At 63.3% G+C, this 19899-nt stretch carries 20 protein-coding genes; 8 read left to right on the top strand and 12 right to left on the bottom strand.

The features are described from left to right. Positions 1-473 precede the first annotated feature (473 nt). The 4 genes from C266_RS16310 to C266_RS16295 are packed head-to-tail and all read left to right on the top strand — an operon-like array spanning position 474 to position 3442. A complete protein-coding gene (locus C266_RS16310) occupies positions 474-1307 on the top strand; it encodes an ATP-binding protein (protein WP_246831197.1) in 834 nt (277 codons plus the stop codon). 5 nt (positions 1308-1312) lie between these two features. After that, the gene (locus C266_RS16305) at positions 1313-1870 is read left to right on the top strand and encodes a DUF6445 family protein (RefSeq protein WP_010807184.1); all 558 of its coding nucleotides are present in this window, start codon (positions 1313-1315) and stop codon (positions 1868-1870) included. Positions 1871-1902: 32 nt separating this feature from the next. After that, positions 1903-2265, top strand: a complete 363-nt coding sequence (locus tag C266_RS16300; protein WP_010807183.1) for a hypothetical protein — start codon at positions 1903-1905, stop codon at positions 2263-2265. A 16-nt stretch (positions 2266-2281) separates the two neighbouring features. Continuing rightward, the gene (locus C266_RS16295) at positions 2282-3442 is read left to right on the top strand and encodes a radical SAM protein (protein ID WP_010807182.1); all 1161 of its coding nucleotides are present in this window, start codon (positions 2282-2284) and stop codon (positions 3440-3442) included. A gap of 107 nt (positions 3443-3549) precedes the next feature. On the opposite strand, the gene C266_RS16290 is transcribed toward C266_RS16295, so the two are convergent. The 3 genes from C266_RS16290 to C266_RS16280 all read right to left on the bottom strand — a co-directional run bounded on the left by C266_RS16290 (position 3550) and on the right by C266_RS16280 (position 6404). Next, positions 3550-4605, bottom strand: a complete 1056-nt coding sequence (locus tag C266_RS16290; protein WP_010807181.1) for an ABC transporter substrate-binding protein — start codon at positions 4603-4605, stop codon at positions 3550-3552. A gap of 79 nt (positions 4606-4684) precedes the next feature. After that, complete coding sequence (locus C266_RS16285; protein ID WP_010807180.1) at positions 4685-5593, bottom strand: ABC transporter permease; 909 nt, start codon at positions 5591-5593, stop codon at positions 4685-4687. A 10-nt stretch (positions 5594-5603) separates the two neighbouring features. After that, positions 5604-6404 (bottom strand): ABC transporter ATP-binding protein, encoded by an 801-nt coding sequence (locus C266_RS16280; protein WP_010807179.1) that lies wholly within the window; start codon positions 6402-6404, stop codon positions 5604-5606. A 227-nt stretch (positions 6405-6631) separates the two neighbouring features. On the opposite strand from C266_RS16280, the gene C266_RS16275 reads away from it, so the two are divergent. Beyond that, the gene (locus C266_RS16275) at positions 6632-7294 is read left to right on the top strand and encodes a response regulator transcription factor (RefSeq protein WP_010807178.1); all 663 of its coding nucleotides are present in this window, start codon (positions 6632-6634) and stop codon (positions 7292-7294) included. Beyond that, positions 7291-8658, top strand: coding sequence for a sensor histidine kinase (locus C266_RS16270; protein ID WP_010807177.1), 1368 nt, complete (start codon positions 7291-7293; stop codon positions 8656-8658). Before C266_RS16275 ends, C266_RS16270 begins: the two co-directional genes overlap by 4 nt. Positions 8659-8714: 56 nt before the next feature. Here the strand turns inward: C266_RS16270 and panB are convergent, their stop codons facing one another. The 6 genes from panB to hda are packed head-to-tail and all read right to left on the bottom strand — an operon-like array spanning position 8715 to position 13700. Further along, positions 8715-9533: a 3-methyl-2-oxobutanoate hydroxymethyltransferase gene (panB, locus tag C266_RS16265; RefSeq protein WP_010807176.1), complete on the bottom strand. Its 819-nt coding sequence runs from the start codon at positions 9531-9533 to the stop codon at positions 8715-8717. A gap of 53 nt (positions 9534-9586) precedes the next feature. Further along, positions 9587-10243 (bottom strand): deoxynucleoside kinase, encoded by a 657-nt coding sequence (locus C266_RS16260; protein ID WP_010807175.1) that lies wholly within the window; start codon positions 10241-10243, stop codon positions 9587-9589. Then, on the bottom strand, positions 10240-10752 hold the full coding sequence (folK, locus tag C266_RS16255) for a 2-amino-4-hydroxy-6-hydroxymethyldihydropteridine diphosphokinase (RefSeq protein ID WP_010807174.1): 513 nt from the start codon (positions 10750-10752) through the stop codon (positions 10240-10242). The genes C266_RS16260 and folK overlap by 4 nt, the downstream gene beginning before the upstream one ends. After that, positions 10749-12281 carry a polynucleotide adenylyltransferase PcnB gene (pcnB, locus tag C266_RS16250; RefSeq protein WP_010807173.1) on the bottom strand — a complete coding sequence of 511 codons (1533 nt, stop codon included), beginning with the start codon at positions 12279-12281 and terminating at the stop codon, positions 10749-10751. Before pcnB ends, folK begins: the two co-directional genes overlap by 4 nt. Further along, positions 12278-12958, bottom strand: a complete 681-nt coding sequence (locus C266_RS16245; protein WP_010807172.1) for an HAD family phosphatase — start codon at positions 12956-12958, stop codon at positions 12278-12280. The genes pcnB and C266_RS16245 overlap by 4 nt, the downstream gene beginning before the upstream one ends. A gap of 31 nt (positions 12959-12989) precedes the next feature. Continuing rightward, positions 12990-13700, bottom strand: a complete 711-nt coding sequence (hda, locus tag C266_RS16240; protein ID WP_036663352.1) for a DnaA regulatory inactivator Hda — start codon at positions 13698-13700, stop codon at positions 12990-12992. 146 nt (positions 13701-13846) lie between these two features. On the opposite strand from hda, the gene purM reads away from it, so the two are divergent. Continuing rightward, positions 13847-14893 (top strand): phosphoribosylformylglycinamidine cyclo-ligase, encoded by a 1047-nt coding sequence (gene purM / locus C266_RS16235; protein WP_010807170.1) that lies wholly within the window; start codon positions 13847-13849, stop codon positions 14891-14893. Positions 14894-14990: 97 nt separating this feature from the next. Here purM and C266_RS16230 read toward each other — a convergent pair whose 3' ends face one another. Beyond that, positions 14991-16568 carry an MFS transporter gene (locus tag C266_RS16230; protein ID WP_010807169.1) on the bottom strand — a complete coding sequence of 526 codons (1578 nt, stop codon included), beginning with the start codon at positions 16566-16568 and terminating at the stop codon, positions 14991-14993. A 182-nt stretch (positions 16569-16750) separates the two neighbouring features. Between C266_RS16230 and C266_RS16225 the strand changes: the two genes are divergently transcribed. Beyond that, on the top strand, positions 16751-17632 hold the full coding sequence (locus C266_RS16225; RefSeq protein ID WP_010807168.1) for a LysR family transcriptional regulator: 882 nt from the start codon (positions 16751-16753) through the stop codon (positions 17630-17632). Between the two features lie 21 nt (positions 17633-17653). On the opposite strand, the gene C266_RS16220 is transcribed toward C266_RS16225, so the two are convergent. Both C266_RS16220 and C266_RS16215 read right to left on the bottom strand, forming a co-directional pair. Further along, positions 17654-18568 (bottom strand): LysR substrate-binding domain-containing protein, encoded by a 915-nt coding sequence (locus C266_RS16220; RefSeq protein ID WP_010807167.1) that lies wholly within the window; start codon positions 18566-18568, stop codon positions 17654-17656. Positions 18569-18620: 52 nt separating this feature from the next. After that, complete coding sequence (locus C266_RS16215) at positions 18621-19862, bottom strand: amidohydrolase family protein (RefSeq protein ID WP_010807166.1); 1242 nt, start codon at positions 19860-19862, stop codon at positions 18621-18623. Positions 19863-19899: the final 37 nt, after the last annotated feature.

Here is a 19899-nt window from a genome sequence, read left to right as displayed (position 1 = left end):
GTGCAAGGTCCGCAAGGTATGCAGGGTCCGCAGGGATATCAACACGCCCAAGGTGTGCAAGGCCCGCAAGGCATGCAAGGCGCTCAGGGCGTGCAAGGACCGCAGGGTGTTCAGGGTTCGGAACAGGCTCAAGGGATTCAAGGCGCCCAAGGGCTGCATTGATCGCAATGCCGATGTCTACGGCACGAGAGTGCGCAGAGGGCTTGCGCTCTCGTGTTCGTTGACAAATTGGGCGGCTCGGCAGCCGATTCGCCGAGCCGCGAATCCCTGATGAGATATCGCTCTCGATAGCTCACATTGGAGTTGCGATCATGTCGTCAACCCTCATGAATTTGTCGGCGGAACAACGTGCGAAGTTGTTCGATACCACTGGCGCGCCGTTACGCAGACTTCGTGTCGACGCCGTCAGCGGCACTGCGCAGGCGATCGATCGCTACTGTCAGCGGTGTTTGCTCACAGAGGACTTACCCGGCGTGCATATCGCACCGGACGGCATCTGCGATGCCTGTCATACCTTCGCTGCGGAATCCGCGCGCGGCGATTACACGCAGCGCAAACTTCTCGATGTGGTGGCCGCGTGCCGGGGCACGGGAACACCGGATTGCGTGCTGGCATTCTCGGGAGGAAAGGACAGTGCCCTCACGTTGCTGCTCGCCGTCAAGGAGTTGGGCCTGCATCCCGTCGCCGTGCTCGTCGACAACGGGTTCATTCCCGATGAAGTCAAGGACAACGCGTCATCGTTCTGTGCGCGCTTCGGTGTGTCGCTGGTGATCGAAAAGATCGATATTCGCAGGATTGCCCGCGAGTCTCTGCAATCGGCCTCGGGGCGTATTCCCTGCTCATCGTGCATCAGCGGCGTCTTTGCCGCGATGGCGAAGACCTGCCGGGCACTCAATCTTCGTCTCATCCTCAGTGGTCATCGGTTTCCGCCGCTTGCCTATCCCGTGAGCGGCTTTACGAAGCGTGAAGCGGACAACGGCTTCATCTGCGCCTCGCCGCTTCTGGCCAGACAGCTCACCGAGGCAGAGCAAATGCAATGGATTCGAGATGCGGGCTGGAAGCCCGTGTCAATCGCTGGCAACACATCGAATTGCAAACTGATCGGTGTCGTGGAGCAGCATCTCTACGACGTACAGGGTTTCAATCCGCATATCTACGAGGTCTCGAAGGAAATTCGAGCCGGCTTCTACGATCGCCGGGCGGGTTTCGAAAAAGTGGATCGTCCGGAGATCACTCCGGAACATCAGCAGTGGGTTCTCGACCGGATGCAGCCCGATACCCCAGAGGTCTCTGATAAACCAGAGTGAGTCATATGCACGATTCCATCATCGTTACCGACAACTTCTACCGCGACCCGGACGATGTCCGAACGTTTGCACTGGATCAGGCGTTCACGGTAAAAGGAAATTATCCCGGCGCCCGCACGGGGCCGTTCCTGCACGACGGCGTGATGGACGCTATCCAGAATATCGTCAAGTCGCCGATCACGTATTGGCCGCCGGACACCTACAACGGCGCGTTTCAATACAGCCTCAAGCAGGACGTTACGTGGGTGCACGCGGATCACACCACTGTGTGGTCCGGCGTTGTCTACCTTACGCCGGACGCACCTCCTCAGGCGGGGACGGCATTCTTCCAGCATAACGAAACCGGTTTCGACCTCTATCCCGACGATGAGCGGCAACGCGCGTCTTGCGACGCCGACGCCACCGCCTGGGAGCGCTGGACAATGACCGACCGGATCGCAAATCGTTTCAACCGCCTGATCCTGTTCCGAGGCCGTCGCTTTCACGCGAGTCAGGGACACTTCGGCGACAGCAAAGAGAACGGTCGTTTGTTCCAGACATTCTTTTTCAACACGCAATGCTAATGCGTATCTTCTTACCTGAAGGAGGCAATGAGATGGCAGCTTCGGAACTGTTTTTCCCAGTGGGCTCGCTCGGTCTGAGCAAGGAGCAATCGGCGAAGATCAAGACGGCTTTCGGACATGAGGTCGATAGCGTGCCGCTGTATCGCGTGGTCCCGGTGTCATCCGACGATCGCTATGTGCCGTTGGCCGACGTGCCGGGATTGCCGGGCATTCTCGTGCACTACGGCGATGCGGCGGCATCGGCCGGCGCCAATATCATTGCTTCGGTGATTTCGGATATGGCACGGGGAACCGACGACTCGGCGGTATTCGCCGCGCATACGAAGCTGATGGCGCCGCATTCGGACGAGAGTGCCGCCAAGGCGCGCGCGCCGGCGGCTGGCAAAGCGAAGTGAATTGACATTCGCCTCGATGACTACGCGCAGTGGCAAGGGGAGCGATGTCGCGTCAGGCAGTGCCGGCGATCTTCTGGTGATGGTCAAGGTCGCCGAGCGCTGCAACATCGACTGCGACTATTGCTACATGTATCAGGGTGTCGATCAGGGATGGCGGCAGCGCCCCAAGTTCCTGAGCGAGCCTCATCTCGATCAGTTGGTCGAACGTCTGACCGAGCACCGCCACGCGTTTCCGTCGGCACGAATGACGTTGGAGATCCACGGAGGAGAACCGCTGTTGCTCGGCAAACGCCGCACGGCCCGCTTCTTCGAACATCTGCGGCATCGTTTGAGCGAAGCGGAGTTGGCCATCGTGACGCAAAGCAACGGTGTGTTGATAGACACGTCATGGCTGGACTTGTATGCCGAGTTCGGTGCGACGCTCGGCATCAGTTGCGATGGCCCGCCTGCGCTGCATGATCGGCATCGATACGATTTCGAGAAGCAAGGAACCGGGGCTCGCGTCGAGCAGGCGATTCGTCTATGCCTGTCCTACCCGCAATCGCGGCGAGTGTTCAACGGCGTGCTGGCGGTCATCGACCCTAACAACGATCCGGTGCGAATTCTCGACTACTTCCGCGCATTGGGGTTGAGCGACGTCGACTTTCTGTTACCCGATGCCAACTTTGCCGCACCTCCCCGACACATTCAGGCGTATACGCACGCGCGTTTGCTGGCTTTTCTGTGTCGAGGGTTCGATGCGTGGCTTGCCATCGACGACCCTGCCTTTCACGTGCGCATCTTTGAAACGTTCATTCGGGGCGTGTTGGGCCGTCGCTCCGAACTCGACGCATTTGGTGGCGCATTGGCACCGATTACGGTGGTCGAGAGCGATGGCAGCTATCGGCTGCTGGACGTACTTTCCATCTGCAAGACCGATGCGAGTTACACGGGACTCGGTCTCGAGAAGCATAAGCTCCAGAACTTCGTCGACCTCGCGCGCGCCCGCTATCCGGAAGTCCACGCGGCGTGTCGTGAATGTGAGGCGTTTGTCGCATGCGGCGGCGGCTACGTCGCCCATCGCTTCGACGGAGAGAGCTACGACAATCCCAGCTTCTATTGCAGCGCGTTGGTCGGCTTCTATCGGCACGTCCGAGCGCATGTGAATCGCCTGTCGATCGCTACGCCCGTCAATTAAGTCAGCGTGCAGTCGACGCCGGGCGCGACGTCGATGCGCCCGGCGTCGAGCGGAATCATTTTCCGCGAAGCGGCGCAAGACTGCGCCGCTGTCCTTCCTTCCCGTTCTCAACTTCCCTGACGTGCTGCCATCTGCGGCACGAACAGATCGCTCCACTTCGCCGGACGCGTCTTGATCGTGCCCGCGCGGCCCATGAACTCGACGTACTGCATCAGGCCATTGGGCGTTGTGGTGAATTGCAGGCCCGGGTCAGCGAGCATCTGCTCGATTTCGGCTTGCGGCAGATTCATCTTCGACACACGCAGGAACGTCTTCGCTGCACCCACACGATCCTTCGCGATGTAGGCGGCGGCCTCTTCCTGCGCGTCCAGAATCGCCTGCACCAGCTTCGGATTCTGCACGGTGAATTGCTTTGGCGCGAACACGACATCGATGGTGATGTTGCCGAGCACGTCCGTCGAATTCAGCACGCGCTTGATGCGCGGGTCCTTCAGTTCCTGATACGAGAACGGCGGTGAGGTGAAGTGCGCGGTAATCTCCGTCTTGCCCGAGAGCAGCGCGCTCAATGCTTCCGGATGGCTCAGGCTGACCGTCTGCGGATCGAGCTTCGCGTAGTTCTCGATGCCGAACGTCTTTGCCACGGCCATTTGCAGCAACACGGCGGAGAGCGACGTCTTGATGCCCGGAATCGCGATCTTGTCCTTCGGCGTGAAGTCCTTGAGCGACTTGATGTTCGGGTTGTTCGTATTGAGCCAGAGCGGCCCGGTCGACAGCGCCGACAGACCGATCACTTCCGAGCGCGGAATGCCGTGCGCCTTCGACCACAGCGTGACGAAGCCCGGCGCGCCCGTGCCCGCGACATCGAGATTGCCTGCGAGCATTGCGTCGTTGATGACGTTGCCGCCGTCGAGAATGGTCCATGTGGTCTTCACGTCGCCTAGCCCCAGCGCTTTGGCGTGCTTCTCGACGAGTTGCTGGTCGCGCATGACCATCAGCGGCAGGTAGAGAATGCCGTAGCCATGCGAGAGGCGCACGGTGCTGGCTTCGGCATGTGCGGCGTTGCCGAGCGTGGAGAGGGCCGTCGTCGCGGCGAGCGTCAGTGCGCTTGCCCAGCGGGCAAACCGGGCAAGACGTGTGGAAGGGGTGGAATGGCGTCGGTTCATGGTGTTGTCGTCTCCGGATAGTTCGAATTATTCATGCCCCCGAAGGGGCGTCAATCAGACACGGCCGCAAAGTGGCAGATCAATGCTGCATGCCCCAGCGATGCAGTGTGCGTTTCTCGATGCGGGCGAACAGCAGGTTCTCGACCGCGAGCCCGATCAGGATCACGAAGAACAGCCCGGCGAAGACGTTGGCCGTCTCCAGCGAATTGCGGTTCTCGAAGATGTACCAGCCGAGGCCGCCCGATCCCGAGGACACACCGAACACGAGTTCTGCGGCAATCAACGTGCGCCACGCAAACGCCCAGCCCACCTTCAGCCCGGTGAGAATGCTCGGGAACGCGGCCGGAATGAGCACATGCCGCACCAGCGCGAAACGCTTGAGTCCATAGTTCTGACCGACCATGCGCAGCGTTTTCGATACGCCGCGAAAGCCGCTGTGCGTGTTCAGTGCCACGGCCCACAGCACCGAGTGCACGAGCACGAAGATCACGCTGCCGTTGCCGAGCCCGAACCAGATCAGTGCGAGCGGCAGCAGCGCGATGGCCGGCAGCGGATTGAACATGGCGGTGAGCGTCTCAAGCAGGTCGTTGCCGATCTTGGAACTGATGGCGACGGTGGTGAGCACGGCGGCAAGCGCAATGCCGATGCCGTAGCCGACGAGCAGTGTCTTGAGCGAGATCGCGGCGCGCAACAGCAGCACGCCGCTCGTCAGACCGCTCGCGAACGCGCCGAGGGTGTCGGTGAAGCTCGGAAAGAGCAGTGCGTTGTCGAGCCAGCGGCCGTAGATTTCCCAGATGATGGCGAGCACGCACAGGATCACGGTCTTGCGCAGCCAGCTCAGGCGGTAGAGGGTCTCGAAGGTGGAGAGCGGGCGCTGAATCGAGGACAACTCGGCCGGCGTCGGCTCCAGCACGATTTCGGGCCGGTACACCGGTTCGATGGGCGCTTGCGCGGACGACGTGGGGTGTTGCGAGGCGATGGCGTTCATGAGCGTCTCCTCAGTGGGCCGCGAACAGCAGTTGATCGATGCGCGTCTCGAGCGCGCTCTGGTGCGCCGTGCCGAGTTGCTCGGGCGCGATGCTGTTGAGTTCGGCCTTGACCTGACCGGGGTGCGGCGAGAGCAGCAGAATGCGCGTGCCGATGCGAATCGCTTCGTCGATGCCGTGCGTGACGAACAGCACCGTGAAGCGTGTGTCGTCCCACAAGCGCAGCAGTTCGTCCTGCATCTTGCGGCGGGTGAGGGCATCCAGCGCGGCGAAGGGTTCGTCCATGAGCAGGACGTCGGGCTCCATTGCCATGCCGCGCGCGATGGACACCCGCTGCTTCATGCCGCCGGAGAGCGTGTGCGGATAACTGTCGATGAATTTCGCCAGACCGACTTTTTCGATGTAATACGCCGCCCGCTCGGTGGCGTCACGCCCCTTCAGGCGGCCGCTCGCGGTGAGTGCGAATTCCACGTTCTGGCGCACGGTCTTCCACGGCAGCAGTTGGTCGAACTCCTGGAACACCATCATGCGATCGGGGCCGGGTTCGGTGATCGTGCGGCCTTTGAGGCGAATCTCGCCATGCACCGGGGGCAAATAGCCGCCAATCGCCTTGAGCAACGTCGATTTGCCGCAGCCGGACGGCCCAAGCAGCACGAACCGGTCGCCGGGGTAGACGTTGAAGCTCACTTGCTGCGCGGCGGTGACGAGGTAGTCGTCGGTCTTGTATTGCAGCGTGACGTGATCGATTTCCAGCAATGGCGGCACCGCGGGCGCAATCGTCCCGGCGGCGCCCGCAAGGGGGGCGTCATGCATTGCGTGTCTCCTGAAGGATGCTTTTATAATCGGCTCGATACTAAGCAGCGAAGCTGTAGCGAAGCTGACATACCGGGCAGGGGGCGCCCGAATTCAGGGGAAACACCGAGGAAGTTGCCGGCGAATTCCGAGAGAATCGCGGGCATACGCCGGGAGATTCACGGCGGCACGGCGTTCGGGAAGACTTCTCGCGCCCGGCGATACAAAAAGAAGGAGACTCAGGAACCATGCGCATCATGCTGGTGGAAGACACTGCCGATGTCGCCGAAGCGATTGCCACCCAGTTGCGCAAGCTTGGCCATGCGCTCGATTGCGAGTCGGACGGCGCGGCCGCAGCGGCGCGTATCGGCGACGACTACGACCTGCTGATCCTCGACGTCATGCTGCCGCACGTCGATGGTTTCGAACTGCTCAAGCGAGTTCGCGAACGCGGCTTGTCCACCCGGGTGCTGATGCTCACCGCTTGTGCCGAGATCGAAGAGCGGGTGCGTGCCCTCGATCTCGGGGCCGACGATTACCTCACCAAACCCTTCGATTTTCGCGAGCTGGAAGCGCGCGTGCGAGCCCTCATGCGCCGCACCGGGCAGGACGCCACGAACCGGTTGACGTGTGCGAATCTCTCGCTCGATCGCAAGCGCCGCGGCGTGGAGATCGATGGGCTGCCGATCGAGCTTACGCGCCGCGAAGTGACGTTGCTTGAAATCCTCGCGGCGCGTCCGGGACGCATCTTCGGCAAGGACGAACTCATGGATCGCCTGTACGGCGACGAGCCCGCCCCGAATGCGAACGCCATCGAGCAATACGTCGCCCGCTTGCGCAAGAAGCTGGCGACGGCGCAATTCCAGATTCGCACGTTGCGCGGACTGGGCTACCAACTCGTGCTGTCATGATCGTTCCCGGCCGGTCACTGTATCTGCGGCTGGTGGTGCGCATGGGCGCCGTACTGGCGCTCGCGGTGGCGGCGGTGTTGCTCGGTATCTGGTTCTCGACCCGCGCTGCCGTCGACCGTGCGTATGACCGCTGGCTGCTTGGCAGCGCACTGCAAGTGGCCGAGAACACCTGGTATCAGAACGGCGAAGTGAATGTCGACGTACCGCTCGCCGCCTTTTCCGCGCTTGCGCCGGGTGATCAGATCTTCTACACCGTGCTCGATCCGAATGGCCGTTCCGTGGCCGGAGATTCCGAGTTCCATCCGGCCATTCCGTGGGACAAACTGGCCGATGGCCCCATCGTTGTCGACGGCACCTATCAGGAGATGCCGATCCGCATCGCGATCGTCGGGCGCCGCATGCCGGTGGCTGCCCCCCATCCGTGGGCGGTAGTGGCGTTGGCGCATACGCAGAATGCCCGGGTGCGATTCACACGCGGGCTGGCGGACAACACGCTGCTCATCACCATCGCAACAGGGGTGCTGACGATGCTCGCCGCCCTATGGACCTTGCGTCAGGCGCTCTTGCCGCTCAAGCAGATCGAGGCGGCGATTCGGGCGCGCGATTCGAACGACCTCAAGCCATTGGCGGTGACCGTACCCGCCGAGACGCTGGCGCTCGTGGGCGCGATCAACGACTTCATGCGACGGCTCGCGACATCGCGTGCGCTGATGCGACGCGTGATCGGTGACGCGGCGCATCAATTGCGCACACCGGTGACGGCGCTCACGGCGCAGGCGGAATTGCTCACGCAGACACAGGACGCCGCCGCGCGCCAGACGCACATCGCACGCATTCAGAAGCAGGCACGCGGACTGGGCGGACTCATCCACCAACTGATCAATCACGCGATGGTGCAGCATCGGGCCGACAGCGTGGCGCCGGTGCCTGTCGAGCTGAACGAGTTATTGCAGACGGCTATGCGCGAGACGCTCTCTTATGCCACGCGCGACATCGACGTTGCGCTTCAGGCGCCGGAGACACCTTGCATGATCCTTGGTGACCCGCTGAGCCTGCGCGAAGCGATCAAGAACGTGCTGGTCAATGCATTGGCCTACGGTGCGCCGCATCGGCTTCATGTCGACGTGACCGGCACGCAAGATCAATGGCGTTTGCGCTTCTTCGACGACGGGCCGGGTATCCCGGAGGCGGAGTGGCAGCGCGTGCGCACGCCATTCTCTTCGCGCGCGGATGGCCGCGAAGGGGCAAGTCTGGGACTGGCGATGGTTGCCGAAGTGATTCAGGCACACGGCGGGCAGATGACCTTCGAGCGGGTGGAAGGCGAGGGCTTTGCGGTGGTGCTGACGTTGCCGATGACGGCATGAAAAAATCGGCTCGTCTCCGAACCGATTTTTCTACCACGCAGCGGCGAGGCCGACGCTCAGAAGGAATGCTCTTGCGTCGGGAACGTGCCGTGCTTCACCGCCTGCACATACGCTTCGATGGCCGCTGCGATGCTCGGCTGGCCATCCATGAAATTCATCGAGAACTTCGGCGACTTGCCGGGGAACACGCCCAGCATGTCCTGCAGCACGAGCACTTGCCCGTCGCAGTCGGGGCCGGCACCGATGCCGATGGTCGGCATTGTCGGCAACTCCGGCGTGACACGCGCCGCCACGGCGGCCGGAATCGCTTCCAGCACGACCAATTGCGCACCTGCTGCCTGCAACGCGCGGGCATCGTCGAGCAAACGTGCCTGAGCGGCATCTTCGCGCGCCTGCACCTTGAAACCGCCGAAGGCGTGCACCGACTGCGGCGTCAGCCCCAGATGGGCACACACCGGAATGCTGCGCTCGACCAGGAAGCGGACTGTCTCGGCAAGCCATTCGCCGCCTTCGATCTTCACCATCTGCGCACCGGCCTGCATGACGGACACCGCGCTCTGATACGCCTGTTCCTTCGTGCCATACGTGCCGAACGGCAGATCGGCCAGCACCACGGCCTTGTTGACGCTGCGCGCCACACACTCGGTGTGATAGCAGATGTCGCGCAACGTGACGGGCAGCGTCGTGCGCTGGCCCTGAATCACGTTGCCCAGCGAGTCGCCAACGAGAATGGCATCCACGCCCACGCGGTCGAGCAGCGCGGCAAAACTCGCGTCGTAAGCCGTGAGCATGGCGATCTTCTCACCACGTTCGCGCATCTGGGCCAGTCCGGGAACGGTCACGGCCTTGCGGTTGGATTCTTGCAGATAACTCATGTCAGCCTCGGTTCAGGAGGGGTCGCTGGCGCGACGCTCGGGTCTGGAGACGCTCAGGGACGAGCGCCCTTGACGAAGACTTCCTTGCGCCCGCGCATCTGATCGATGCGTTCGACCAGCAGGGCGAAGTCATTGTCATCGTGGGCCGGGTCGAATTGTTCCGTATCGACAGTCAATACCGGCGCAGCGGCGTAATGATAGAAGAATTCGCCGTAGATGTCGCACAACGCGCGAAGATAGGTGTCCGGAATTTGCTGTTCCATCGGAATCGCGCGCTTCTGAATGCGCGCGAACAGCGTCTCGGGACTCGCTTGCAGATGAATGACGAGATCCGGCGCCCGGTGCGGCCGCTCGATATGCGCGACGAGCTTGCGGTACAGCTCAAGTTCGTCGGCGGCGAGTGTGAGCCGCGCGAACAGGCCATCTTTCTCGGGAAGGAAGTCGGTGAAGATCGGCTTGCCGTCGATATCGCGCCGCGCAATTTCCGTCGCTTCGTCCACACGTTGCAGACAGAAGGACAATTGCGCAGGCAGTGCATGCCGTGCACTGTCGCGATAGAAGCGTTCGAGAAAGGGATTGAGCGCAGGCTGTTCGAGCATCACATCGGCACCGGCGGTATCGGCGAGTCGCCGCGCCAGCGACGTCTTGCCAACCGCGATGGGGCCTTCGACGGCCAGATAGCGAAAACGCCCGAGGACGGCCGATCTCATGATGCGTAGGCTCGTTTCGTCGGGCAGCAGCACTGCTCGACGCGCTCGATGCGCTGGTCTGCGACATTCGCCAGCAGGGCGCTCACGCGCCCCACGCCGGGAATGTCGAGTTCGGGTGCCAGATCCGCGAGCGGGCGCAGCACAAAGGCGCGTAGCGCGAGGCGCGGATGCGGCACGATCAGATCGGGCTCTGCAATGCGCTCGTCGCCGTACAACAGCAGATCGAGATCGAGCGTGCGTGGCGCGTTCTTGTACGGCCGCTCACGCCCGAAATGCAGTTCGATCTTCAGACACATCGTGAGCAATTGGCGGGCGGTCAGGCTTGTCTCGACGGCGACGGCGCAGTTGAGATAGTCGTCACCGCTCGACTCGATGGGAGCGGTGCGATACAGGTCGGACTTGGCCGTGATGGTGATGCCAATCTGCTGTGCAAGACAGATGATGGCGTCCTTGATCGCTTGGCGGGCGTCGCCGAGATTCGCACCGAGCCCGATATAGGCAACAGTCATGAAGCACCTTCGGAACCATGCTGTGGCGATGATACCCGCTTGCCATGATTTTCGCTGGCAGCATTCTCAGCGCCGCCACCGCCGTCTCCACGATCGCCGCCCGAGCCCTCGCCACCCCCGCCACCCGACGGTTTGCGACGGCGGCGGCGACGCTTTGCCGCCGGCGCCGTACTTCCCGATCCGCTGCCCTGAGCGAGCAACGCGTCGCGCGTCGCGGCGTCGCCTTCGAGGAAGTCCGTCCACCACTGACCGGCTTCGGCAGGGACTTCACCCGACTCGCAACGCAGCAGCAGGAAGTCGTAACCGGCGCGCAGACGCGGATGCTCGAGCAGTCGCAGCGGCGTGCGGCCCACCCGCTTGTCCAGACGCACCTGCAAGCCCCAGATTTCCTTCATGTCGGCGACGAAACGGCGCTGGATCGCCAGCTTGCCGGTTTGCGCGTCGAGTACATCGTCCATGGCCAGATGCAACGCCGGAATCGGATATTCGCCTGCACTCTGATAGGCCTGCCACTTTTCGAGCACGAGGTGCCACAGGAGTGCGGCGAACAGGAAGCCCGGCGAGACCGGTTTGCCCGCGCGAATGCGCGCGTCGGTGTTGGCAAGCGCCAGCGCGACGAACTTCTCGCCCAGCGGCTGCTCCAGCACGACATCGAGCAACGGCAGCAAGCCGTGATGCAGCCCTTGCGTGCGCAGTTGCTGCACGCATGCCCAGGCATGCCCCGAGAGCAGCAGCTTGAGCATCTCGTCGAACAGACGCGCCGCCGGCACGTTGTCGATGAGCGGGGCCAGGTGCGGAATCGGTGCGGCCGTGGCTTCGTCGATCTTGAAGCCGAGCTTGGCCGCGAATCGAACCACGCGCAGCATGCGCACGGGGTCTTCACGGTAGCGCGTGGCGGGGTCGCCGATCATGCGCAGCACGCGCTTCTGAATGTCTTCCCAGCCGTGGTGATAGTCGTGCACCGTCTGAGCCGCCGGGTCGTAATACATGGCGTTGACGGTGAAGTCGCGCCGCGCGGCGTCTTCATCCTGCTCGCCCCAGACGTTGTCGCGCAGCACGCGGCCCGATTCGTCGGTGACGTGCGTCTTGCGGTCCAGTTCGCCTTTTTTCGGACGACGCGTACCGATCTGCTCGCTGTCGACGGCATCGACCAACGCCCGGAACGTGGAGGTCTCGATGATCTCCTGCCCGAACTGCACATGCACGATCTGGAAGCGGCGGCCGATGATGCGCGCACGTCGGAACAGGCGTTGAACCTGTTCGGGCGTGGCGCTCGTGGCGACGTCGAAGTCCTTGGGGGCGATGCCCAGCAGCAGATCGCGCACGGCGCCGCCGACGATGAACGCCTTGAAACCGGCTTGCTGCAACGTGTCGGTCACGCGTACGGCATTCTTCGAGAGCAGGCTCGGATCGATACCGTGGACCGAGGCCGGGATGACGACCGGCAGGCCGGCGGCGGGCGGGTCGCCTGCGACGCCGGCGCTCTGGCTGTCTTTGCCTAACAGTTTCTTGATGAGTTTGCGGATCACTGGAACAACTCGAGAATGGGCCAGCGACGCGCCAGCGCAATGCCGCGCAGCGCCTCATCGGGGTTCGTTGCCACCGGATGGTTCACTTTCTCCATCAGGGGGACGTCGTTGGCGGAATCGCTATAGAAAAATGCGTGGTCGAAATCGCTCCACGTCTTGCCCAGGCTCGCGAGCCAGGCTTCGGTGCGTGCGATCTTGCCCTCGCGGAAGCTCGGTGTACCGACATATTCGCCGGTATAACGCGCATTCGGATCGTCACCCGCAGTCGCCGGCTCGGTGCCGATCAGATGATCGATGCCGAACGCCTTGGCGATCGGCCGCGTGACGAACGTGTTGGTGGCCGTCACGATAGCGCACAGGTCGCCCGCGTTGCGGTGCACGTCGAGCAGTTCGAGCGCTTCGGGACGGATATGCGGCAGGATCGACTCTTCCATGTACTGTGTGTGCCATGCGTCGAGCTGGTCACGCGGATAGCGTGCGAGCGGCGCGAGGCAGAAACGCAGATAGGCCGGCATATCGAGCCGGCCTGCGCGGTAGTCCTGATAGAAGGCCTCGTTGGCCTGCGCGTACGAGTCACGCTCGACCGCGCCCTGGCGCACAAGGAAACGACCCCACTCTTTGTCGCTGTCGGTTGGCAGCAGGGTGTGGTCGAGATCGAAGAGAGCTAAATTGGTCATTGCGCGAATTTTACCTGAAGCTAGGGTCTGCCTAGTTTTTACCGTCGGGGGTGACGGGGTCGGTGTGGGTGAGCATCTGGCGCAGTAACGGTAAGGTCACCGCGCGTTTCTGTTCCATCGAAAAACGATCCAGGCGATCGAGCAAAGCCATCAGGCTCGACATATCGCGCTGGAAATGAGTGAGCAGGTAGGCGGGCACGTCGGCTGCCAACTGCAAACCGCGCTCACGGGCGGCATTCTGTAACGCTTGTTTCTTGCCGTCATCGTCGAGTCCCACAATGTGAAAAACGAGGCCCCAACCGAGACGGGTGCGCAGATCTTCGCGCAACGGCATGTCGACTGGCGGCTGCGAACCTGCTGCCACGAAGGCGCAATGCGGACGGGCGCGCGTCTCGTTGAACAGATTGAAAGCCGCAATCTGTTGGGTGGGCGAGAGGTTGTCGCAGTCGTCGACGCAATAGACCGTGCTCTGGTCGTCGAACGTGAAGGCCGCCAGCGGGCTGTTCGGGCGCAGATAGCGTGCGCTCGGGCCGACGGCATGGCACAGCGCCTCCATCAGGTGGGTGCGGCCGGACCCGGCAGCCCCCCAGAGGTAGATGCCGCGGTCGCGTGCCGTGCCGGCCGAGAGTTCGGCATTCAGGCCGGCGAGCATCAACGCCGGCTCGCGATTGGGCCCGACAATGAAATTGTCGAACGTAGCGGGCGGCGGTGTGCCGAGGTCGAGATACAGTTGCTGGATCACGAACGAAGAAAGCCGGCGGAAGGCCGGCACAGTACGGTTTGCAGGGCACGACGGCCTTCGCCGGCGTCCGATATCCGGTTTGCGTGCCGAAAGGACACGCGCATCGGGTAAAATCGCATTTTACCGAACCTTGATGCATTCCCGTCATGTCACACCCTAACGAAACTTCCGGCCTTTCCTATCGCGACGCTGGCGTCGACATCGAAGCGGGCGACGCATTGGTCGAAGCGATCAAGCCGTTTGCCAAGAAAACCCTGCGCGACGGCGTGCTGGGCGGCATCGGCGGCTTTGGCGCGCTGTTCGAAGTGCCCAAGCGCTACAAGGAGCCGGTACTCGTTTCGGGGACCGACGGCGTGGGCACCAAGCTCAAGCTGGCCTTCACGCTGAACAAGCACGACACGGTTGGCCAGGATCTGGTCGCCATGAGCGTGAACGACATTCTGGTGCAGGGCGCCGAACCGCTGTTCTTCCTCGACTACTTTGCCTGCGGCAAGCTGGACGTGGCCACGGCTGCGACCGTCGTCAAGGGCATCGCCCAGGGCTGCGAACTGGCCGGTTGCGCGCTGATCGGCGGCGAGACGGCGGAAATGCCGAGCATGTACCCGGACGGCGAGTACGATCTGGCCGGTTTTGCGGTCGGCGCGGTCGAGAAGAGCAAGATCATCGACGGCACGACCATCGTGCCGGGCGACGTGGTGCTGGGCCTGGCTTCGTCGGGCGCGCACTCGAACGGCTATTCGCTGGTTCGCAAGATCATCGAAGTCGCCAAGCCGGATCTGGACGCCGACTTCCACGGCCAACCGTTGCGCGACGTGCTGATGGCGCCCACGCGTATTTACGTCAAGCCGCTGCTGGCGCTGATGCAGACGCTGCCGGTCAAGGGCATGGCCCACATCACGGGCGGCGGTATCGTCGAGAACATCCCGCGCGTACTGCAAGACAATCTGACGGCCGACATCTCGAAGGACGCGTGGACGCTACCGCCGCTGTTCCAGTGGCTGCAAGCCCACGGCAAGGTGGCCGACGCCGAAATGCACCGCGTCTTCAACTGCGGCATCGGTATGGCGGTCATCGTTTCGGCGGCCGATGCCGATGCGGCCGTCAAGCACCTCGAAGCGTCGGGCGAGACGGTCTACCGTTTGGGCACGATCCGCGAGCGCAAGGAAGGCGAGGCGCAAACGATCGTGTCGTAAGACATAGGGAGGGCGATGCCCTTCCGGCATTAGGAATGCACTGAAAGCCCGCCGGGGACTGCCTCGGCGGGCTTTTCTTTTTGACGCGCAAGCGAGGTCAACGCAGGGCCGTGTCGGCCGACTCATCCAGATCGGCGGCGTGGGTGCGCGGTTTGCCGCTGAGGCAGGCCAACACGACGGCGGCGCACAGCAGGGTGACGATCGCGAGCCCGTCGAGCAAGGTCGCGAAAGCGCGTTCGTAAGCACTACGTAATGCTGCCTCGCCCCAAGCCGGGACGCTTGTCGCTGCCCCATGCAGATCCCCCGCGACGAGTCGATTGATGGCCGCACGTGCTACGTCGGACGTCACCGTGCCATGCAGGTCGGGCAGTTGTGTGCCGATCATGGCAATCAACACGGCGCCCACGATGGCGAGCGCCACGCCTTCACTGGCCACACGCGTCGTATTGAAAATGCCCATGGCCATGCCTGCGCGATCCGTCGGCACGACACTCACCGACAGCCCGTCCATCAGGCCCCACGGTATCGCGCTTCCGGCGCCGATCAGCAGCATAGGCCACAGAGAGGGACTCAACACGCCCGCCTCCGGCGAGCCGGCCGTGCGTGCCAGCCACGCCAGACCCGCTGCGGCCAGCACCAACCCCGTACTGCACAGCACGCCTGCGGGCATGCGTCGCGCCAACTGCGTGGCGATGAAGGGCACCACGAGCACCGGCAGCGACAAGGCCATCATGCGCAAGCCGGCCACGACCTCGCTGTCGCCATGCACGCCGATGAAGCGCAGAGGAAGCAACACCAGCAGCACGATGTAGCAACAGCACGTGGCGATGGGCAGCATCTGCACGCCGATGAAACGCACGTAGCGAAAGAGCGACAGGTCGAGCATCGGATGCGCCACGCGCCGTTCGATGACGACGAACGCGAAGGCCAACATCACCGCGAGCACAAGCGCGGCGACGACCTCCGGCGCCGTTGCCCCGAGCGCAGGCGCCTGAATCGCGCCGTAGGTGAAGCACGAGAGCGCACCGGTGAAGGACAGCGTTCCGGGCCAGTCGAGCCCTGCTGCTGACGCATCGCGCGATTCGCGCACGCCGCACATGCCGATGCCCAGCGCGAGCGTTGCGACGGCTGCGGTGGCGATAAACACCCCTTGCCAGCCGAAGTGCGCGATGAGCGTCCCGGCGAGTAACGGCCCGAAAGCCAGACCCGCACCGAAGGTCGTGCCCAGCAGACCGTAGGCGCGCGCACGGGCGTGTCCGTCGAAATCCTGCGCCAGCGAGGCGCCACCGCCTGCGAGCGTTGCCGCCGCCGCCACGCCTTGCAATGCGCGGAGCCAGTCGACACCGAGCGCAGTGCGGGACGTGGCGAGCGCCAGTGATGTGAGCAGCAAGCACCCCACACCCAGCAGGAAGATGCGTTTGCGCCCAAACGCATCGGCGCACGCGCCGGCGGCCATCAGACAGCCGCCGAACGCCAGCATGAAGGCGCTGGTGATCCAGCGCATCTCGAGCGCGCTGCCATGCAATGCTGCACCGATGGCCGGTGTGGCAACCGCACCGCCCGAGAAGCTCATGGGCAGGAGTACTGCGGCGAGACACACGGAAAAGAGGCCCAGCAGACGGCGGCGCAACGAGGCGCCCGCGTGCGGCGGGAGCCGGGAAGCCTTGTTCGACATGGAAAAAGTCCTGATGAAGACGCGCTGACGCGTGTCGGAAGTGGAAAGGGAACGTTGGCCGACGTCGCGTCATACATGCTAAAAAATCGTCAATGCAAAATAAAGAGCCGATGGGTTCGTAGATTAAGGAATAAAATTCCGTAATTGATGATGGGCGGCGAACTGCACAGGAGCGCGTGACGATGGACAATCTGGCGGAAATCTCTGCGTTCGTGAGCGCGGCCGAGGCGTTGAGTTTCGTGGCGGCGGGGCGGGCGATGGGGGTGTCGGCGTCGGCGATCGGCAAGCAGATTGCACGGCTCGAAGCGACACTCGGTGTGCGGCTTTTCCAGCGCAGTACGCGACGCGTGAATCTGACGGAGGCGGGCCAACTGTATTACGAGCGCTGCCGGCGAGTGCTCGACGAACTGGCCGACGCGCGCGCCATGCTCTCGCAGGTATCGCAGACGCCGCGCGGCAAATTGCGCGTCGGGCTGCCTGTCACGGCTTACCGGTTTGTGATGCCGTTGCTGCCGGCGTTCACCGAAAAGTACCCGGACGTCGAGCTCGATCTGGATTTCGACGACCGCATCGTCGATCTGATCGAAGGCGGTCTGGACGTAGTCATTCGCAGTGGCGACTTACCGGACTCGACGCTCATGTCGCGTCGTGCGGGGCCGTTTCGTTTCGTGCTGAGTGCGTCGCCCGCCTATCTCGCGCGGCATGGCACGCCGCAAACCCCAAGCGATCTCGAAACGCACGCATGCATCCGCTTTCGGTTTCCGACGTCGGGAAAGTTGCAGCCTTGGGCGTTCGTGTCCGAGGTGACGCGCGAGCCCAAGCTGCACACCCACCTCACATGCAACAACATGGAAGCGTTATTGAGTGCAACGACGCACGGGCTGGGCATCGCGTACATGCCTGACTTTCTCGCGCGCGACGGGCTTGCCGCAGGCGACCTTCAGGTGTTTCTCGGCGACTATCTGGAAAACCCCGGCCAGTTCTGGATGCTGTGGCCGTCGAGCCGTCACCTCTCGCCCAAGCTGCGGGTGTTCGTCGACTTCATGTGCGACCGGATGCTGTAGGGAGAAGGCGCTGGCCTTGCGTCAGCGCTTCATGCGGGCTTCGACGGCACGCATGACATCCTCGAGCGTGGTCTCCATCATCCGCACGAGGTCGTCGAGTTGCGCGTTGGGGGCGGCGGCGCGCGGCGTGATGCGCAGCGTGTGAAACGGCATCGACGGCTCGAAGCGGCGCAACACGAGATCGGAGTCGAGAAAATCATAGGCGGACACCGGGTGCAGCAAGCCGATGCCGACGTTCTCTTTGACCATCGTGCCGATATTGACGGAATAACGCGCCGTGGCGACGACCTGCTGATGGAGGTTGCCGTCCGCGAAGAGCTGATCCATGCCCCAGCGCACCATGTCGGTCGGCTCGTACGACAGAATCGGCTGCCCTTTCAGATCGGCCAGACGGATCACTTTCTTGCGGGCGAGCGCATGGCCCGATGGCAGGGCGCAAATCGCGTCGAGCTTGGCGAACGAGACGGCGTCGGTTGCGGCGACATCGATGGTGTTGGTCACGAGACCTAGCGCGAGTTGGTGCGCGACGACCTGATCGCGAATGAGATCCGACGCGCCCGTGGTCAGCGCGAGTTGCACGCTCGGATGCAGCGCCCGGTAGCCGGCCATCACGCGCGCGAAGAAGCCGAGGCCGAACGACAGCACGGACCCCACGCGAATGACGGCCTTATCGGGGTTGCGCAGATTGAGCGCGAATTCACGGATGTTATCGAGCCCGGCGTAGCGGCGCTCGACTTCCTCGAAGAGCGCGAATGCTTTGGCCGTGGGCTCGAGCCGGCCGCGCGCGCGATCGAACAGCGTGAGACGCGTCGAGCGTTCGAGATCGGCCACGAGACGGCTGACCGCAGACTGCGACGTGCCGAGCACCTGTGCCGCTTTGGTGGTCGTGCGCGTGAGCATCAGCGCCCGAAAGGCGTCGATGTGCCGGAAATCCATCGATTCTCCACGGAAGGTTTGCGCTTGTGCCGCACCGCGTGCGGCACTCGCCTTACAGCGCGAAAGCGTGGATTCTACCGCCCTTCATTACCATCGGAATCCGCTCCCCCTGACCGAGCAGGCAGTCCAGCGACGCAAGCGGATTGCCGTCGACGATCAGCACATCGGCGTGCGCACCGGGCACGATCTCGCCCAACTGCCCGGACTGGCCGAGCACCTCGGCGCCGACGACCGTGGCGCTTCGCAGAATCTCCGCCGGGGAGAGCACCTCGGCGCGCAAACGGAATTCGTCGCTTTGCAGACGCTGCGACTCGCCCAGCAGATCCGAGCCGTACCCCATCTTCACACCCGCTTCGCGGAAGATCTCCAGCGAGCGCAGCCCGGCCGCATGCACATCGGCGATCTTCGCCACGCTATCGTCCGGCAGACCGAGCGACTTGCCTTCGTTGGCGAGGGCGTCGTAGGTCACCAGCGTGGGCACCACGTAAGCGCCCTGGCTGGCCATGTAGCGCGCAGTCGGGGCATCGACGAGATTGCCGTGCTCGATGGTGCGCACGCCGCAACGCACGGCGCGCTCGATGGCTTGCGCCGTGTAGGCGTGTGCGAGCACATAGGTGCCCCGTGCGCGCGCTTCGGCGACGATGGCGCGAATCTCGTCTTCGGAATAGCCCCACGCCCCGACGGGATCGGTGGGCGACGCCACGCCGCCCGAGGCCATGATCTTGATCTGGTCGGCCCCCATCTGAAGTTCTTCGCGCACGGCACGGCGCACTTCATCGACGCCGTCGGCCACGCGCGACAGGGCGCCCACGCGCACGCAGCACGGGCAGGGGCCGTCGGTGCCGATGTAGTCGGTGCGTGGGCGTCCGTCGCCGTGTCCGCCGGTCTGACTGATCGCGCGGCCCGACACGAACAGGCGCGGTCCTTCGGCCAGACCGCTGTCGACCGCTTGTTTGATGGCGTACCCCGCACCGCCCGCATCGCGCACGGTAGTGAAGCCGCGACGCAACATGCCTTGCAGTATCGGCACCGACTTGAGCGTGACGAGCACGTTCGGAAGATGCGCTTGCGCAGCGAGATTGAGTTGCGTGGCGTGAACGTGCACATGCAGATCGATCAGGCCCGGCATGACGGTGCGTCCGTGCGCGTCGATCTCGCGCGCGGACTGGGCGCGAATCGGTTTGTCGGACACTTCCTTGATGCGGCCGTCCTCGATCAGAACAGCGTGGTCTTCGCGCAGCTCGCCCTTGACCGGGTCGAGCAACGCGCAATTCGACAACAGAATCGACTCCATGACCTCTCCTCCGGGATGATGTGTCTGGTCTGCCACT

Origin of the sequence: Pandoraea sp. SD6-2 (assembly GCF_000389825.1) — a bacterium.
GTDB classification, from domain to species: domain Bacteria; phylum Pseudomonadota; class Gammaproteobacteria; order Burkholderiales; family Burkholderiaceae; genus Pandoraea; species Pandoraea communis.
The sequence above is the reverse complement of the archived record's forward strand: the minus strand, read 5'-3'. Positions and strand labels throughout refer to the sequence as shown.

Excerpts from the sequence above, each read along its gene's own strand:
- C266_RS16305 (WP_010807184.1), top strand. The coding sequence starts at position 1,313 with ATGCACGATTCCATCATCGTTACCGACAACTTCTACCGCGACCCGGAC.
- C266_RS16300 (WP_010807183.1), top strand. The coding sequence starts at position 1,903 with ATGGCAGCTTCGGAACTGTTTTTCCCAGTGGGCTCGCTCGGTCTGAGC.
- C266_RS16295 (WP_010807182.1), top strand. The coding sequence starts at position 2,282 with ATGACTACGCGCAGTGGCAAGGGGAGCGATGTCGCGTCAGGCAGTGCC.
- C266_RS16290 (WP_010807181.1), bottom strand. The coding sequence starts at position 4,605 with ATGAACCGACGCCATTCCACCCCTTCCACACGTCTTGCCCGGTTTGCC.
- C266_RS16285 (WP_010807180.1), bottom strand. The coding sequence starts at position 5,593 with ATGAACGCCATCGCCTCGCAACACCCCACGTCGTCCGCGCAAGCGCCC.
- C266_RS16280 (WP_010807179.1), bottom strand. The coding sequence starts at position 6,404 with ATGCATGACGCCCCCCTTGCGGGCGCCGCCGGGACGATTGCGCCCGCG.
- C266_RS16275 (WP_010807178.1), top strand. The coding sequence starts at position 6,632 with ATGCGCATCATGCTGGTGGAAGACACTGCCGATGTCGCCGAAGCGATT.
- C266_RS16270 (WP_010807177.1), top strand. The coding sequence starts at position 7,291 with ATGATCGTTCCCGGCCGGTCACTGTATCTGCGGCTGGTGGTGCGCATG.
- panB (WP_010807176.1), bottom strand. The coding sequence starts at position 9,533 with ATGAGTTATCTGCAAGAATCCAACCGCAAGGCCGTGACCGTTCCCGGA.
- C266_RS16260 (WP_010807175.1), bottom strand. The coding sequence starts at position 10,243 with ATGAGATCGGCCGTCCTCGGGCGTTTTCGCTATCTGGCCGTCGAAGGC.
- folK (WP_010807174.1), bottom strand. The coding sequence starts at position 10,752 with ATGACTGTTGCCTATATCGGGCTCGGTGCGAATCTCGGCGACGCCCGC.
- C266_RS16245 (WP_010807172.1), bottom strand. The coding sequence starts at position 12,958 with ATGACCAATTTAGCTCTCTTCGATCTCGACCACACCCTGCTGCCAACC.
- purM (WP_010807170.1), top strand. The coding sequence starts at position 13,847 with ATGTCACACCCTAACGAAACTTCCGGCCTTTCCTATCGCGACGCTGGC.
- C266_RS16230 (WP_010807169.1), bottom strand. The coding sequence starts at position 16,568 with ATGTCGAACAAGGCTTCCCGGCTCCCGCCGCACGCGGGCGCCTCGTTG.
- C266_RS16225 (WP_010807168.1), top strand. The coding sequence starts at position 16,751 with ATGGACAATCTGGCGGAAATCTCTGCGTTCGTGAGCGCGGCCGAGGCG.
- C266_RS16220 (WP_010807167.1), bottom strand. The coding sequence starts at position 18,568 with ATGGATTTCCGGCACATCGACGCCTTTCGGGCGCTGATGCTCACGCGC.
- C266_RS16215 (WP_010807166.1), bottom strand. The coding sequence starts at position 19,862 with ATGGAGTCGATTCTGTTGTCGAATTGCGCGTTGCTCGACCCGGTCAAG.